Raw genomic sequence first — 13,926 nt, forward strand, 5'->3', positions numbered from 1 at the left:
GCCTGCTCGCGCCCGCCGTGTTTCTGCTGGCGCTGGTCGTCGGTGTGTGCTGGTACTGGCGACACCGTGACGACGACTGACGCACGAGGACCCCGCCCCGCCACCCGGACCGTCACCGTGCCCTAGGCGTCCGTCTCCGTCGCGTCCGCCCCGTCCGAGACGCCCTCCAGGGGCATCCTGATGTCCAGCACGCACACGTCGTCCCGCCGCTCGTCCGCGAGCATCGTGGCGAGCAGCGCGTCCAGGGAGTCCGACTCACCGCAGCCATGGGCGCGCACCGCCTCGGCCAGCCGTTCCAGGCCCGTGTCGAGGCTCTCGCCGGGGCGTTCGACCAGGCCGTCGGTGTAGAGCAGCAGCCGGTCCCCGGGTTCCAGGGGGAGTTCCGCCGACTCGTAGACGGGGGACGCGGTCGCGCCGAGCAGCATGCCGCCGGGCCGGTCGAGGTAGCGCACCTCGCCGTGGCGCACGAGCAGCGGCGGCAGATGGCCGGCCTGCGCCCAGTCGAGGACGTGCCGGCCGGGGTGGTAGCGCGCGAGCACGAGGGTGGCGGTGGTCTGGCTGTCGCGGGAGTGCAGCAGCAGGTGGTTGAGCCGGGCCAGCGCCCCGGTGAGCGAGGAGCCGGTGCTGACCATGCCCTTCGCGGTGAATCGGAGCTGGGCCATCGTGGCCACCGCGCCGATGCCGTGGCCCGCCACGTCGCCGACCACGAACAGCGCGTCGTCGTCGGGCAGTTCGATGGCGCTGAACCAGTCGCCGCCGACGTGGATGCCGGACTGCGCGGGCAGGTAGGCCACCTCGACGCGCAACCCGGCCAGCCGCACCGGCTTGCTCGGCAGCGGCAGCAGGGCGTGCTGCAGCCGGGCGGCCAGGGCCCGTTCGGCCTGCAGGACCCCGCGCTGCAGCAGCATCGCCCGCTCGCTCTCCACCAGCGCCAGCTCCGCGCTGCGCTGCGGGGTGAGGTCCTGGACGAAGCCGTGCACCTCGACCGTGCTGCCGTCCGGCGCGGTGACGGCCTCGGCGACCAGCCGCAGGTGCCGGACACCCCCGGGGGCGTCGATGCGGAACGGCACGTCGAACGGCCGGGCGTGGCGGATCAGTCCGGCGATCGCGTGGGCGAGCGGGCCCGTGTCCTCCGGCAGGGCCAGGTCCGGCAGCTCTTCGAGACCGAGCGGCCGCTGTTCGGGGGTCCGGCCGAGGACGGCGTACGTCTGCTCGGACCAGGAGATCTCCTGGGTGATCAGGTTCCAGTTGGCCCAGCCGAGGTTGCCGAGCCGCTGTACGTCGGACAGGCGCTGCTCCTGCCGGTCCGCGCGGTCGTGCCGCAGCCAGGTGACCAGCAGGCCCGCGCCCAGCGGTGCGGCCCGCACCGAGTAGGTGGCGATCACGGGCAGCTCGCCGGCCACGTCCTGGTAGACGAACGGCTCGCTCTCGAACGGCACTCCCGTCCGCAGGGCCTCGAGATAGCCGTGCCACAGCGGCTCGCCCGCGACGGACGGGTAGCTCTCCAGGACGTGTCTGCCGACCATCTGCCGGCCGGTCCGGCCGAACACGTCGACCGCCTCCGGGGTGGCGGCCTCGATCCGGTAGTCCTCCACCTCGCCGGTGGCCGCGTGCAGCGGGGCCAGCAGGATCGCCGCGCCCGGCAGCGCGTCGAACACCGCCTGCACGGCGTGGGCGGCACCGTCACCCGTGTGGTCATGGGAGGCGTCGAACGCGCGCAGCCGGCCCGCGCACAGCCGGGCCACGGCCCGCAGCAGCTCGCGTTCCCGGGGGGTGAACGGCCCGCTACGCCGGCGCAGCACACCGAGGGCGACACGTGCCGTGCTCCCGGCCGGCACGGGCAGCCAGGCCCGGCTGGGCCAGCGCTCCGGCGACCCCCCGATCAGCAGGAACCGGTCGCCCTCCGCGACGAGGTCCTCCAGCCAGCGGGGCTCGCCGCACCGCAGGGCGTCGAGCGGGACCACACCGGTCACCGGGGGCACGTACCGCCACTGCGCGGCGAGGGTCGCGTCGATGCCGGCGTGGCCGATCAGTTCGAGCCCGCCCTCGGGCAGTTGCTCGTACAGCATCACCGCGTCGGCGTCCGTCTCGGGCGCGACGTGGTCCAGCAGGCACCGGGCCAGCTCGTGCGGGGTGTCGACCCGGACCAGGTCCCGGCCGATGTGCCCGAGTATCTTCGCCAGGTCCGCCGTGCCGGTGGGCGCGACCTCCCAGGCGCCGGCGGCCGGCGGTGTGGCGGGGGCCGACGGCCGCTCCTTCGGGGGGAGCAGGGCGCCCAGGGTGAGCCAGCACTGTTCGAGGAGCGTGCGGTTGCCGTCCTGGGCGCGTCGTAGCAGCTCCTCGTGCGCGGCCTCCGCGGTGCACCCGGTGACGGCCATCAGCACGCCCTTGGCCCGCTCCAGGACCGCCGAGCCGGCCGCCAGGTCCCGAAGCCGTTCCATCTCCGCGCGCTGTCGCGCCACGACCTTGGCCAACGCCGCCGGATCGGCGCCGGTGGGGTCAAGCGGGTGCACGGGCTCGCTCGTCACGCGACGAGCATGGCACATCCGGGCCCCTTCGATCACTCGTCTGCCGGGTCCGCATTCATATGAGCTTGACACGGGCTTCGTGCCGACGGTTCGCCCGAAGCCGCCGCGAGGACCGGGCGGCGGCCGAAACCGTTCACACGAAAGGGGGTGAACCGTGGCGAGCCGTTGACCTGCGGAGCCGGGTGGGCCGGCGGGTCAGCGGCCCGTGCCCCGCGCGGCCAGAGCCTCGCTGACCGCACGGACGCTGCGGGCGATGTGCTGGAGCTGCAGGACCTCGGCGGCGTACAGCTTGATCGTGTGCTCGATGACCGACTCGGGCAGTCCGAGCATGGGCAGCTCGGCCCGTGCGGTCTGCAGCGCGGTCCGGGCCACCCGGATCTCCTGCTGGACCTGCAGCTGTGCGTGCCGGGCGAGCAGGACGGGGTGGCGGATGAGGGCCGGATAGCTGGCGTAACGCGCGGGGATCAGCTCGCGCAGCCACTTGGCCGCCGAGCGCTCCCAGTCGTACGAGCCCGGCGTCTTGACCTGACAGGGCCAGTCGTGGCTGATACGGGTGCTGGTCAGAGGCATGATCATCGCTTCCGGTGGGCGGCGTCGTGAGGGTGGTCCGACGGGTGCGGGGCGGCCCCGGCCTAGGGGATGGCCGGGGCCGCCACGGGCGCGTCGTGCAGACGAAGCGCCCCGGTGCACCCCCGGCGCCGACGTGGGTAGGGGACGGCGGCTGGGGGTGTCCGTGCGGGGGCCCCGGGCGTCGGGAACCAGCGCTGCGTGGGGATGTGCGTACGCATGGGCGGTCCGTCGGCTTTCTCGGGGCGGTGTGCAAGCGGTGAGTCCGCGGGGTGAAGTATTTATATATGCCGTTCGGTTTGCAAGACGTATGAAAACATTCATGCGTGCTTTGTCGTGGAAGATCCCTGTCCATGGCACGGGAACCGCAGGATCTTCACCTCACCTGGCGCACAGGCGCACGAACTGCCGGATTCAGTCCTTCATGAAGAACTGGTGCTGGTCGGAGAGCTGCTCGTACTTCTCCAGGCGGGCCTGGGTGCGCTCCGGGTCGGCGTCGGTCATCGCCTGCAGCAGCGCGGCGGCCATCATGACCGGCGCGGCGTAGGAGTCGAACACCAGCCGTGAGCCGGTGCCGGTGGCGAAGGTGACGTCGGCCTCGTCGGCCACCGGCCCGAGCGCCAGGTCGGTCACCAGGGCGACCTTCAGTCCGGCGCCGCGCGCCACGCGGACCGCCTGGAGCGTCTCCTGGGAGTGCCGGGGCATGGCGAACGCCAGCACCCAGGTGCCGCCGGCCTCGCGGCACTGCATCAGCGCGTCGTAGGCCACGCTGCCGCCCCGGGTGACCAGCCGCACGTCGGGGTGGATACGGCGGGCGGCGTAACCGAAGTACTCGGCCAGCGACTCCGAGATGCGCAGGCCCAGGACGGTCAGCGGGGTGGAGCGGGACAGTTCGCGGCCCACCCGGATGACCCGGTCCGGGTCGGCGAAGTCACGCCGCAGGTTCTCCAGGTTCTCGATCTCGGCGTCGACGGCCGCCTGCAGTTCGTTGGCGCGGTCCTCCTCGCCCGGCCCGCCGGCCAGGGTGCTCAGCGCGATCGCCTGGAGCCTCTCGCGCAGCGCGGGATAACCGCTGAAGCCGACGGCGGCGGCGAAGCGGGTGACGGAGGGCTGGCTGACTCCGACCCGGTCGGCCAGCTCGGTGATGGACAGGAACGCGGCCTCGGTGATGTGCTCGATCAGGTACTGGGCGATGCGCCGCTGCCCCGGCGACAGACGCGGGCCGTCGAAGAGTTCCCTGAGCCGGGAGGTCGGTGCGGCCTCGGCCTCGGGCACGGCTTTGCCCGAGGTGATCGCTGACGCCTGCGCGCGGGCCTGCTGCGGCGAGGGCACCGGTCCGTCTCCTTTGTCTGCCACAAGCACTCAACATAGCTCACCGACCGTGGTGAACAGGGGCTTGAGCAGGAGGTTTCAGCGCCGGAAGAGGCTGATCGAACTCCCCACCCCACCGGCCGGCCTGCTGCTTCGGACCAGCTCGGCGAGCCGTCCGCGCGCCTTGGCGAGCGCGGAGTCCGACACCGCCAGCAGTCCGTGCACCCGCTCGGGCGGTACCGTCCGTGGATCGGCCGCGTGGATGCCGTAGTACGACGGCACGCCGCTGCCCTTGTACACCAGCCACACCCGCTCGTGCGGATACCGCTGCCGGAGCCGGTCGGCGAGCCGGCCCAGGTCCTGTCCCCAGTCGACGTTGGAGTCGTGCAGCAGTCGATGGGTGTTCGCCGGGCCGCCGAACGCCTCGTTGGCGTACGGCAGGTAGTACGGGAACGCCCGCGCCGAACTCACGGCCGTGCACAGCACCAGCGCGGCCGTCGCGGCTGCCGTCCACCGCCGGCCGGGCCGCGGCACACAGGCCGCCGCCACCGCGAGGAACACGGGTACGACCAGGGCGTACCTCGTCCCGAAGTCCCGCGACCCCGTCATGGCCGCCGCGAGCAGCACCCCGGGCGGCAGCAGCAGATACGGCGCGGCGGGCCGCAGCCGCCGCAGTGCCACGACCGTCACGGCACCGGCCGCGCCCAGCGCGAGCAGCCCGAGCGGTGTCTTCACCAGCAGGGCGGCCGGCAGGTAGTACCAGAGCGAGCCGGTGTACAGGTGCCCGAACAGATAGCCCTGCCACGGCTGGTTCTCCAGCGCGAACTGCACCCGCATCCCGGCCCGGTACGCGCCCGGCACCGGCAGCAGGTCCACCAGGCGGCCGTGCAGCCCGCGGAGGGGCGGTACGGGTTCGGCGGGGCTGAACCGCAGACGCGGATCGACGGCCAGATACGCGGCCCACACGACACCGACCGCCACCAGCAGGACGACGCCCGCCCCGGCGAGCGCCGACAGCGCTGTCCGCCACCGCGCACCGACCCGTGCGGCGAGCGGGCCCCCGAACCCGCGCGCGAGGAGGGACAGACCGTTGCGGGGGCGATTTTCGGCCGAGCCGGGGAGGCCGCGCAGGGAATCGCGGGGGCGGGCGTCGGACGTGTTCGTGAGGTCGGGCAGGGGCCTGCGGTGTCGCCTGTCGGCCGTGCTCGGGAGGGTGCTCAGGGCCTCGCGCCGACGCTCGCCGACCGCGCCCGCGAGCGCGGTGAGCAGCTGCCGACCCCGGCCCGTGTCCCCGTCCGGCCCGCCCGGCGGGACCTCCCGCACCTGGCCCGCGCCGGTGTCCGGCGTGCCCGGCGGCGGGGCCTGTGGTCTTCGGCCGGCGCTCGCGTGTGGCATGCCCGGCGGGATCTGTGGTTCCCGGCCGGTGCTCGGGTGCGGCATGCCCGGCGGGACCTCCCGCACCTGGCCCGCGCCGGTGTCCGGCGTGCCCGGCGGTGAGGTTCGGCGTCTCTGGAACGGGCTCCCCTGTCGGCTACCCCTCGGTCGCGCCTCCCGTCCCCGGCTCGCGGTGACGGCGGACAGCGCGGCCAGGCCCATCAGTACCGGTATCGCCGGCAACGCGCTCATCTTGGTGGCCACGGCCGCGCCGAGGGCCGCGCCGGCGAGCGGCAGGTAGGGCAGGGGCCGCCGCCGGGCCCGCCAGACCAGCCAGGCCGACGTCAGGACGAACCCGGCCATCGGCACGTCCAGCGTGGCCAGCGAGCCGTGCGCGATCAGGTCGGGTGAGAAGGCGTACAGGGCGAGCGCCACCAGACCGCCCGCCGTGCCCGTCAACTCCCGGGCGAACGCGAACACGACCAGTCCGAACAGCAGCGTCAGCACGATCACCGGCAACCGGGACCAGAGCATCAGCCGCCAGGGGTCGTTGCCGGACTCGTAGAGCAGATGCCGGCCCACGTCCCCCTGGGTGCCGGTGTACGACGGGTCGTAGTGCGGGCCGGCCACCGCCACCCCGGCCGCGATCAGCAGCTTGCCGAGCGGCGGATGCTCGGGGTTGTAGCGGATGCGGTGCTCGCGCAGATAGTCGGTGGCCGTCGCCACGTACACCGGCTCGTCGATCGTCGGAGTCTGCTGGACGGCCGCGGTGACCATCGCCGTGGCCATCTGCGCGAGCAGCAGCGCGGCCAGCAGCGGCACCAGCCACCGACGGTGGCGGCGCAGCCAGGCGTGACCGCGGCCGGGGGCCGGCCGGGCCGGCTGCCCGGCCGGGACGTCCCGGGTGAGAACCAGGTGCTGTGCGTGCGCCATCATCCGCCCCGCGGTGGCACCGGCCGGGGGACGGCGGGAACGGCGGCGGGCCGGATCATGGCCCTACTGTCGCACCGCTCCCGCCGCCGGAGGCGTCACCGCTCCACAAGTCGTACCGGCAGACCTTCTGCCGTGCACACGGGTACGGCCCGCAGCCGGCCGGAGTTCATCCCGATCCGGGTGAACCGGCCGCGCAGCCGGGGTGCGTCCAGCGCCGGCAGGGTGTCGCCCGCCGCCGGCGGCCGATCGGCGTCGAGCCGCAGCGACAGCACCGCCGAGCCGCCCAGCACGGCCGGGTGCCGCACCGTCAGCGGCGCCGTGCGGCCGGCGCGCGGGGCGACCTCCAGCGTGCCCGCGTCCTGTGCGAGGACGCCGCGCACCCGCGGGCGCTCAGGCGACCGGTACCACCAAGTCCGCCCGTCCCCGCGTCGACGCCACCAGGTCGGCGTTGCGCTGGTCCGTGCCCCGTACCCAGGCCACCGCCGTCCGGTGGTCCTTGCCGAACTCCTCGTGCCGGGCGACCAGTCGGCGGATCCGCTCGTCCTCGTCCGTCTCGCAGAACCACACCTCGTCCAGGCACGGCCGCACCCGTGCCCAGGAACCCTCCGCCACCAGAAGGTAGTTGCCCTCGGTCACCACCAGCCGGGCCGTCGGCGGCACCGGGATCGCGCCCGCGATCGGCTGCTCCAGCACCCGCTCGAACCCGGGCGCGTACACCACCTCGTCGGTGTCCTCGCGCAACCGCCGCAACAGCGCCGCGTACCCGGCCGCGTCGAACGTGTCCGGCGCCCCCTTGCGAGCCCGGCGGCCGAGCCGGTCCAGCTCGGCGTCGGCGAGGTGGAAGCCGTCCATGGGCACGTGCGCGGCCCACGGCGGCCCGTCGGCGTTCAGGGCGCGCACCAGACGCTCGGCGAGGGTGGTCTTGCCCGCACCGGGGCTGCCCGCGATGCCGAGCAGGGCGCGCCGGCCGTCCCGGGGGAGAGCGCGGGCACGGGCGAGGAGATCGTCGAAGGTCAGCGGCACACAGCAGAGTGTGTCACCAGGAGTTCGCGCGCTGTGTGGCGTGCGCCACTCACTGGACGCCGCCCCAGGGGGAACAGTGCTGGGTATGACTCAGCTCGGTCTTCCCGACGGAATCCAGGCCTGTCTCTTCGACCTCGACGGGGTGGTCACCCGGACCGCCGTCGTGCACGCGGCCGCCTGGAAGGAGACGTTCGACGCGTTCCTGCGGGACTACGAGGGGGAGCGGGGGCGGCCGTTCGACCCGGTCGCCGACTACGACGAGTACGTCGACGGCCGCCCCCGCGCCGACGGCGTCCGCGCCTTCCTGGACTCGCGCGGCATCCACCTGCCCGAGGGCACCCCCGGCGACCCACCGGACACGCGTACCGTGCACGGCCTCGGCAACCGCAAGAACGTCCTGCTGCTGGAGAAGATCCGCACCGGCGGCGTCGAGGCCTACGAGGGCACCCTGCGCTATCTGGCGGCGGTCCGCGCCGGGGGACTGCGCACGGCGATCGTCTCCTCCAGCGCCAACTGCCGGGACGTGCTGCGCTCCGTCGGCGCCGAGCACTTCTTCGACGTACGGATCGACGGCGTGGTCGCCGCGGAACGGCACCTGCCGGGCAAGCCGCACCCCGACACCTTCCTCGCCGCCGCCCGCGACCTGGACGTCGAGCCGCGGCGGGCCGCCGTCTTCGAGGACGCGCTCGCCGGCATGGACGCGGGCCGCGCGGGCGGCTTCGGATACGTCGTCGGCGTGGACCGGGTCGGGCAGACCGACGCGCTGTACGCGCACGGCGCGAGCGTCGTGGTGAAGGATCTCGCCGAGCTGGGAGGCAAGCAGTGATCACCGACCGGTCGTACTCCGTCGAGCCGTGGGCCGTCCGGGAGACCGCCCTCGACCTCGACGTCCTCGCCCAGAGCGAGTCGGTGTTCGCGCTGTCCAACGGCCACGTCGGCTGGCGCGGCAACCTCGACGAGGGCGAACCCCACGGCCTGCCCGGCAGTTACCTCAACGGCGTCCACGAGGTGCATCCGCTGCCGTACGCGGAGGCCGGTTACGGCTACCCGGAGTCGGGCCAGACGGTCATCGACGTCACCAACGGCAAGATCGTCCGGCTGCTCGTGGACGACGAGCCGTTCGACCTGCGCTACGGCCGGCTAGTCGCCCACGAGCGGGTCCTGGACCTGCGCCGCGGAGTTCTGGAGCGGACCTGCGAGTGGACCTCCCCGGCGGGCTCCACCATCCGGGTGCGATCGACCCGGCTGGTGTCGCTGACCCAGCGCGCGGTGGCCGCGATCGCCTACGAGGTGGAGGCCGTCGACGGCCGCAGCCGGGTGGTGATCCAGTCCGAGCTGGTCGCCAACGAGTCCCTGCCGGAGTCCGGCGGCGACCCGCGCGCGGCCAAGGCGCTGCAGGCGCCGCTGGAACAGGAGGACCACTTCGCCTCCGGCGGCCGGCTGCGGCTGGTGCACCGCACCCGGCGCAGCGGCCTCAGGGTGGCCGTGGCCGCCGACCACGTCGTCAGCGGCCCCGAGCGCACCACCACCCGCAGCGAGAGCGGCAGCGACATGGCCCGGCTGACCGTCACCTCCGTGCTGGAGCCCGGGCAGACGCTCCGGGTGGAGAAGCTGGTCGCCCACGGCTGGTCCGGCACCCGCTCACTGCCCGCCATGGCGGACCAGGTCGACGCCGCGCTCGCCGCCGCCGCGCACGACGGCTGGCAGGGCCTGCTGGCGGACCAGCGGGCCTGCCTGGACGACTTCTGGGCCCGCGCCGACGTCGAGGTGGAGGGCGACGAGGAGGTCCAGCAGGCCGTCCGCTTCGCGCTGTTCCATGTGCTGCAGGCGGGGGCGCGCGCCGAGCAGCGCGCGATACCCGCCAAAGGCCTGACCGGCTCGGGCTACGACGGGCACGCCTTCTGGGACACCGAGATGTTCGTACTGCCCGTGCTCACCCACACCGCGCCCGCGGCCGTCGCCGAGGCGTTGCGCTGGCGGTACAGCACCCTGGACGAGGCCCGTGAGCGCGCGGCCCAACTGGGGCTCGCCGGGGCCGCGTTCCCCTGGCGGACCATCGCCGGACCGGAGGGCTCGGCGTACTGGCCGGCCGGCACCGCCGCCTTCCACGTGAACGCAGGCATAGCGGACGCCGTGATCCGGTACGTCGAGGCCACCGCCGACACCGTGTTCGAGCGCGAGGTGGGCCTGGAGCTGCTGGTGGAGACGGCCCGGCTGTGGCGCTCGCTGGGCCACCACGACGCGCACGGCGTGTTCCACATCGACGGCGTCACCGGCCCCGACGAGTACAGCGCGGTCGCCGATGACAACACCTACACCAACCTCATGGCCCGGCAGAACCTGCTCGCCGCGGCCGACGCCGCCGAGCGCCACCCGCGCGAGGCGGCCCGGCTCGGCGTGGACGCGGAGGAGACCGCCTCCTGGCGGGACGCCGCCGAGGCGATCCACATCCCCTACAACGACGAGCTGCGCGTCCACGAACAGCACGCCGGGTTCACCCGCTACCAGCGCTGGGACTTCGCCGGCACCCGCGCCGACCAGTACCCGCTGCTGCTGCACTTCCCGTACTTCGACCTCTACCGCAAGCAGGTCGTCAAGCAAGCCGACCTGGTGCTGGCCATGTACACCTGCGGCGACTGGTTCGACGCGGAGCACGACGAGGAGCAGATCGCCCGGAACTTCGCCTACTACGAGCCGCTGACGGTCCGGGACTCCTCCCTGTCGGCCTGCTGCCAGGCCGTCCTCGCCGCCCAGGTGGGCCATCCGGACCTCGCCTACGCCTACACCACCGAGGCGGCGCTGATGGATCTGCAGGACCTGGAGCACAACACCCGCGACGGGCTGCACATCGCCTCGCTGGCCGGTACCTGGATGGCGCTGGTGGCGGGTTTCGGCGGGATGCGCCGCGACGGCGAGCGGCTGCGGTTCGCGCCGCGCCTGCCCGAGCGGCTGAGCCGGCTCGCCTTCAACATCGAGTTCCGCGGCCGGCGGCTGCGCGTGGAGATCGGCGCGGACAAGGTGACGTACGCGCTGCTGGACGGGCCGCCGCTGGACCTTCGCCATCACGGCGAGCCGCTCACGGTGAGCACCGAGGAGCCGTCCGTGCGGGCCGTGCCACCGGTCGTCCGCCGTCCCACGCCAAAGCAGCCGCTGCATCGCACGCCGAACGGGGGTTGAGCGCGGCGCTGCGCGGGGAGTGCCGCGGAGCAGTGGGCGCCGGAATCGCCGTCGGTCGTCTGCCGCGCCGTCGTGGCTGGTCACGCCCACACGGCGGAGCCGCACATCGATACGGCCTCGCGCTCCTTCGGAGCGCTTTCAGTCCAGCGCGCCCGACAGCAGCCGCAGCAGGTCGCCCGTCGCGTCGGCGGCGAGCAGGGCGGAGAGGGTGCCCAGCAGGAGGACGGCCAGCGCGGCGGCCCACAGCCTCGGGGGCGGGCTCGTCTGCAGGGCCGCGATGCGCCGCGTGACGGCCCGGTCAGGGACCCGCCGGGCGATCACCGGCCCGACCGCCGACAGCAGCAGCGACAGCACCAGCGGGCCGTACACCTCGAACGTCATGCGCCGCCTCCGGCGAGCAGCTCGCGCAGCGCCCGCTCCTCCTCGGGACTCAGACCGGTCACGAACCGCTGGAGCGCGGCGATCGGGTCCGGGCCCCGGTCCAGGGCCTCGTGCATCGCCTCGGCGGTCAGCTCGGCCGCGTTCTTCGCCGGACGGTACGCGCCGCGGCGGCCGTCGGCGTCCCGCAGCACCAGCCCTTTGTCGTAGAGGCGTTTGAGGATCGTGTGCACGGTGTTGTAGGCGAGTGCGCCGTCGACCTCGGCCTGGATCTCCGCGGGGGTCAACGGCCGCTCGGTCGCCCAGAGAGCGGCCAGCACTTCGCTCTCCAGCGCACCGGCGCTGCGCCGCTCCGTCCTGCCGCGGGACCCTGTGCCAGCCATGCCCCAACCTTACAGCGCGTAGTGCCGTCGGCCGGATGGCCCCGTCTGTCCGGATGGGCGTAGATGTTTGGGGTAGTTTGGCGGTGTTTTCCCTGCGGGGTGACAGGGGTCCGCACGCCGAGGGACAGGGGTGGACGATGGCCGGCAGCGCGCACGCCACACGCGCCGGGCTGCGGCGCGAGCGCGCACACCTGACGTCCCGCGGCGCCCGGCGGACGCCGGGCACGGTCGCGCTCGCGGCCGTGGCGGCGGCCTTCACCCTGGCCCAACTGCTCCTCGTCCGGCCCGGCATGGGCCTCGGCTGGGACGAGACGGTCTACGTCAGCCAGGTCAGCGCCCATGCCCCCGCCGCCTTCTTCAGCGCACCCCGCGCCCGGGGTGTCTCCCTGCTCGTCGCGCCCGTCGCCTCCTGGTCGTCCTCGACGCCCCTGCTGCGGATCTACCTCGCGGTCCTGTCCGGGCTCGCCCTGTTCCTGGCCCTGCGCGCCTGGCGCGGACTGTTCCCGACCCGCGTCCTCGCCCTCGCCGGCGCCCTGTTCGCCTCCCTGTGGGTGACCCTGTTCTACGGCCCGCAGGCCATGCCCAACTACTGGGTCGCCGTGGGGGCCCTGGCCACCGTCGCCTGTTTCCTGCGCGCCGGCGCCGGCCAGGGGCGTTCCCCGTACTGGGGCCTGGCGGCGAGTGCCGCGCTCATGGCCTGGATGCGGCCCATGGACGCCGTCTGGGCGGTGCTGCCGCTGCTCGCCCTCGGCCTCGCCCGGAGCCGCCGGCGGCCCCTCGCGGTGCTGCTCGCCGGGCTCGCGGCCGGCGCCGCCGAATGGGTGATCGAGGCCTGGGTCAGCTACGGCGGCCCGGTCCGCCGGCTGGCCGACGCCTCGGCGATCCAGGGCGGCCTCGGCCGGCACTTCGCCGTCGCCGACCAGCTGCGCAGCCTCGGCGGCCGGACCCTGTGCCGGCCCTGCACCGGCGACCTGCCCCACCCGGTGGTCATCGTCTGGTGGTTCGTCCTGCCCCTGCTCGCCCTGCTCGGGCTCACCGTCGCCGTCCGCGCCCGGCGTACGACGGCCACGGTGCTGCCGTTCGCCTGTGCGGCGACCGCCGCATTCCCCTACCTGTTCCTGATCGACTACGCGGCCCCGCGGTTCCTGCTGCCCGCCTACGCGCTGCTCGCGCTCCCGGTCGCCGACGCGCTGGCCCACCTGGCCGGCGCAGCGCACCGGCCCCGGCGCCCGGTCGTCGCCACGCTGGTCGCCCTGGGCCTCGCCGCCCACCTCACCGTGCAACTGGCCGTCCTGGTCCACACGGTGGGCAGCGCGACCGCCCAACACCGCGGCTGGTCCCGTACGGCCGCCGCCCTGCACCGGCTCGGTGTCCGCCCGCCGTGTCTGGTCACCGGGAACGAGGCCATCCCCATCGCGTTCTACGCCGGCTGCGCCTCGGCCGCGACGAGCGGGCACAACGCCAACAGCACCGGCAACGCCATCGCCGGCACGGCCCGGCGGAGCCCGGTCGCCGTACTGGTGCCCGTCGGCTCCGGGCCGCCCGGGTACGCCCGTGACTGGCCGGCCGAGCCCTTCGACGGCGGGCGGCTGTACTTCGCCGTGCCGGAGAGCGGCCGATGACCTCCCCGGCGCACCTCGCCCTCTCCCTCGGCCGGCGCCGTGCCTGCTGGCACACGGGCGTCGTGCTCGCCGTCCTGTTGGGCGGCCTGTACCTGGCCCGCCGGCACTGGCCCGCGCTCGAGAGCGGGGCCTGGCGGCTGGCCGGTGCCGATCGGGGCTGGCTGCTGGTCGGCGCGGCGGCTGCCGTCGGTACCTGGGCGGCCTCGGCGCTCGCCCAGCAGGGCGCGGTCGTACGACGGCTGCCCGGACCCCGGCTGGTCGCCGCCCAGTTCGCCGCTTCCGCCGCGGGACACCTGCTGCCCGCCGGGCTCGGCGCGGGGGCGGTCAACCTGCGGTTCCTGATGCGCTGCGGCCTGCCCGCGGCCCGCTCGGCCAGCGCCCTCGCCGTCAAGGTCGGCGCCGGTGCCGCCGTCCGCCTGGCGCTGATCGCCGTGCTCGCCCCCGCCTGCCCCGGTCTGCTGCGCCTGCCGCGCCCGAGCCCCGGCGCCGGGGGGGGCGGCGGGGGGGGGCGCGGCCAGCGGGCGGGCCCGCCGGGGGGCCCCGGGGGGGGGGGCGGGCCCGCGCCCGGCGGGCGCGGGGCGGCGCCGGGGCGGCGGGGGGGGGGGGGGGGGGGGGGGGGGGCCCCCGGGG

The 13,926-nt window shown here is 74.6% G+C and carries 11 protein-coding genes and 1 pseudogene; 4 read left to right on the forward strand and 8 right to left on the reverse strand.

Annotated elements, in window-relative coordinates; genetic code table 11:
- Positions 1-122 precede the first annotated feature (122 nt).
- From ACWC94_RS40570 to ACWC94_RS40595, 6 genes are all read right to left on the reverse strand, one after another.
- A complete protein-coding gene (locus ACWC94_RS40570) occupies positions 123-2,546 on the reverse strand; it encodes a SpoIIE family protein phosphatase (protein ID WP_450802585.1) in 2,424 nt (807 codons plus the stop codon).
- A gap of 177 nt (positions 2,547-2,723) precedes the next feature.
- Positions 2,724-3,104, reverse strand: coding sequence for a hypothetical protein (locus tag ACWC94_RS40575; protein WP_363220584.1), 381 nt, complete (start codon positions 3,102-3,104; stop codon positions 2,724-2,726).
- 405 nt (positions 3,105-3,509) lie between these two features.
- A complete protein-coding gene (locus tag ACWC94_RS40580; RefSeq protein ID WP_450802601.1) occupies positions 3,510-4,427 on the reverse strand; it encodes a MurR/RpiR family transcriptional regulator in 918 nt (305 codons plus the stop codon).
- A 78-nt stretch (positions 4,428-4,505) separates the two neighbouring features.
- Positions 4,506-6,713, reverse strand: coding sequence for a phospholipid carrier-dependent glycosyltransferase (locus ACWC94_RS40585; protein ID WP_450802587.1), 2,208 nt, complete (start codon positions 6,711-6,713; stop codon positions 4,506-4,508).
- Between the two features lie 95 nt (positions 6,714-6,808).
- Positions 6,809-7,093, reverse strand: a complete 285-nt coding sequence (locus tag ACWC94_RS40590) for a hypothetical protein (protein ID WP_450802588.1) — start codon at positions 7,091-7,093, stop codon at positions 6,809-6,811.
- Positions 7,094-7,103: 10 nt separating this feature from the next.
- Positions 7,104-7,736, reverse strand: a complete 633-nt coding sequence (locus ACWC94_RS40595; RefSeq protein ID WP_450802589.1) for a nucleoside/nucleotide kinase family protein — start codon at positions 7,734-7,736, stop codon at positions 7,104-7,106.
- Positions 7,737-7,821: 85 nt separating this feature from the next.
- Between ACWC94_RS40595 and ACWC94_RS40600 the strand changes: the two genes are divergently transcribed.
- A complete protein-coding gene (locus ACWC94_RS40600; protein ID WP_450802590.1) occupies positions 7,822-8,562 on the forward strand; it encodes an HAD family hydrolase in 741 nt (246 codons plus the stop codon).
- Positions 8,559-10,913 carry a glycoside hydrolase family 65 protein gene (locus ACWC94_RS40605; protein WP_450802592.1) on the forward strand — a complete coding sequence of 785 codons (2,355 nt, stop codon included), beginning with the start codon at positions 8,559-8,561 and terminating at the stop codon, positions 10,911-10,913. Before ACWC94_RS40600 ends, ACWC94_RS40605 begins: the two co-directional genes overlap by 4 nt.
- Positions 10,914-11,051: 138 nt before the next feature.
- Here the strand turns inward: ACWC94_RS40605 and ACWC94_RS40610 are convergent, their stop codons facing one another.
- Positions 11,052-11,294 carry a hypothetical protein gene (locus ACWC94_RS40610; protein WP_450802594.1) on the reverse strand — a complete coding sequence of 81 codons (243 nt, stop codon included), beginning with the start codon at positions 11,292-11,294 and terminating at the stop codon, positions 11,052-11,054.
- On the reverse strand, positions 11,291-11,674 hold the full coding sequence (locus tag ACWC94_RS40615) for a BlaI/MecI/CopY family transcriptional regulator (protein ID WP_450802596.1): 384 nt from the start codon (positions 11,672-11,674) through the stop codon (positions 11,291-11,293). Before ACWC94_RS40615 ends, ACWC94_RS40610 begins: the two co-directional genes overlap by 4 nt.
- 137 nt (positions 11,675-11,811) lie before the next feature.
- Here ACWC94_RS40615 and ACWC94_RS40620 point away from each other — a divergent pair, with 137 nt between their 5' ends.
- Positions 11,812-13,296, forward strand: a complete 1,485-nt coding sequence (locus tag ACWC94_RS40620; protein ID WP_450802598.1) for a hypothetical protein — start codon at positions 11,812-11,814, stop codon at positions 13,294-13,296.
- Positions 13,293-13,926, forward strand: a pseudogene (locus ACWC94_RS40625) (hypothetical protein); the annotation flags it as partial. The gene ACWC94_RS40620 and the pseudogene ACWC94_RS40625, both read left to right, overlap by 4 nt.

This window comes from Streptomyces sp. NPDC001135, from assembly GCF_053598395.1.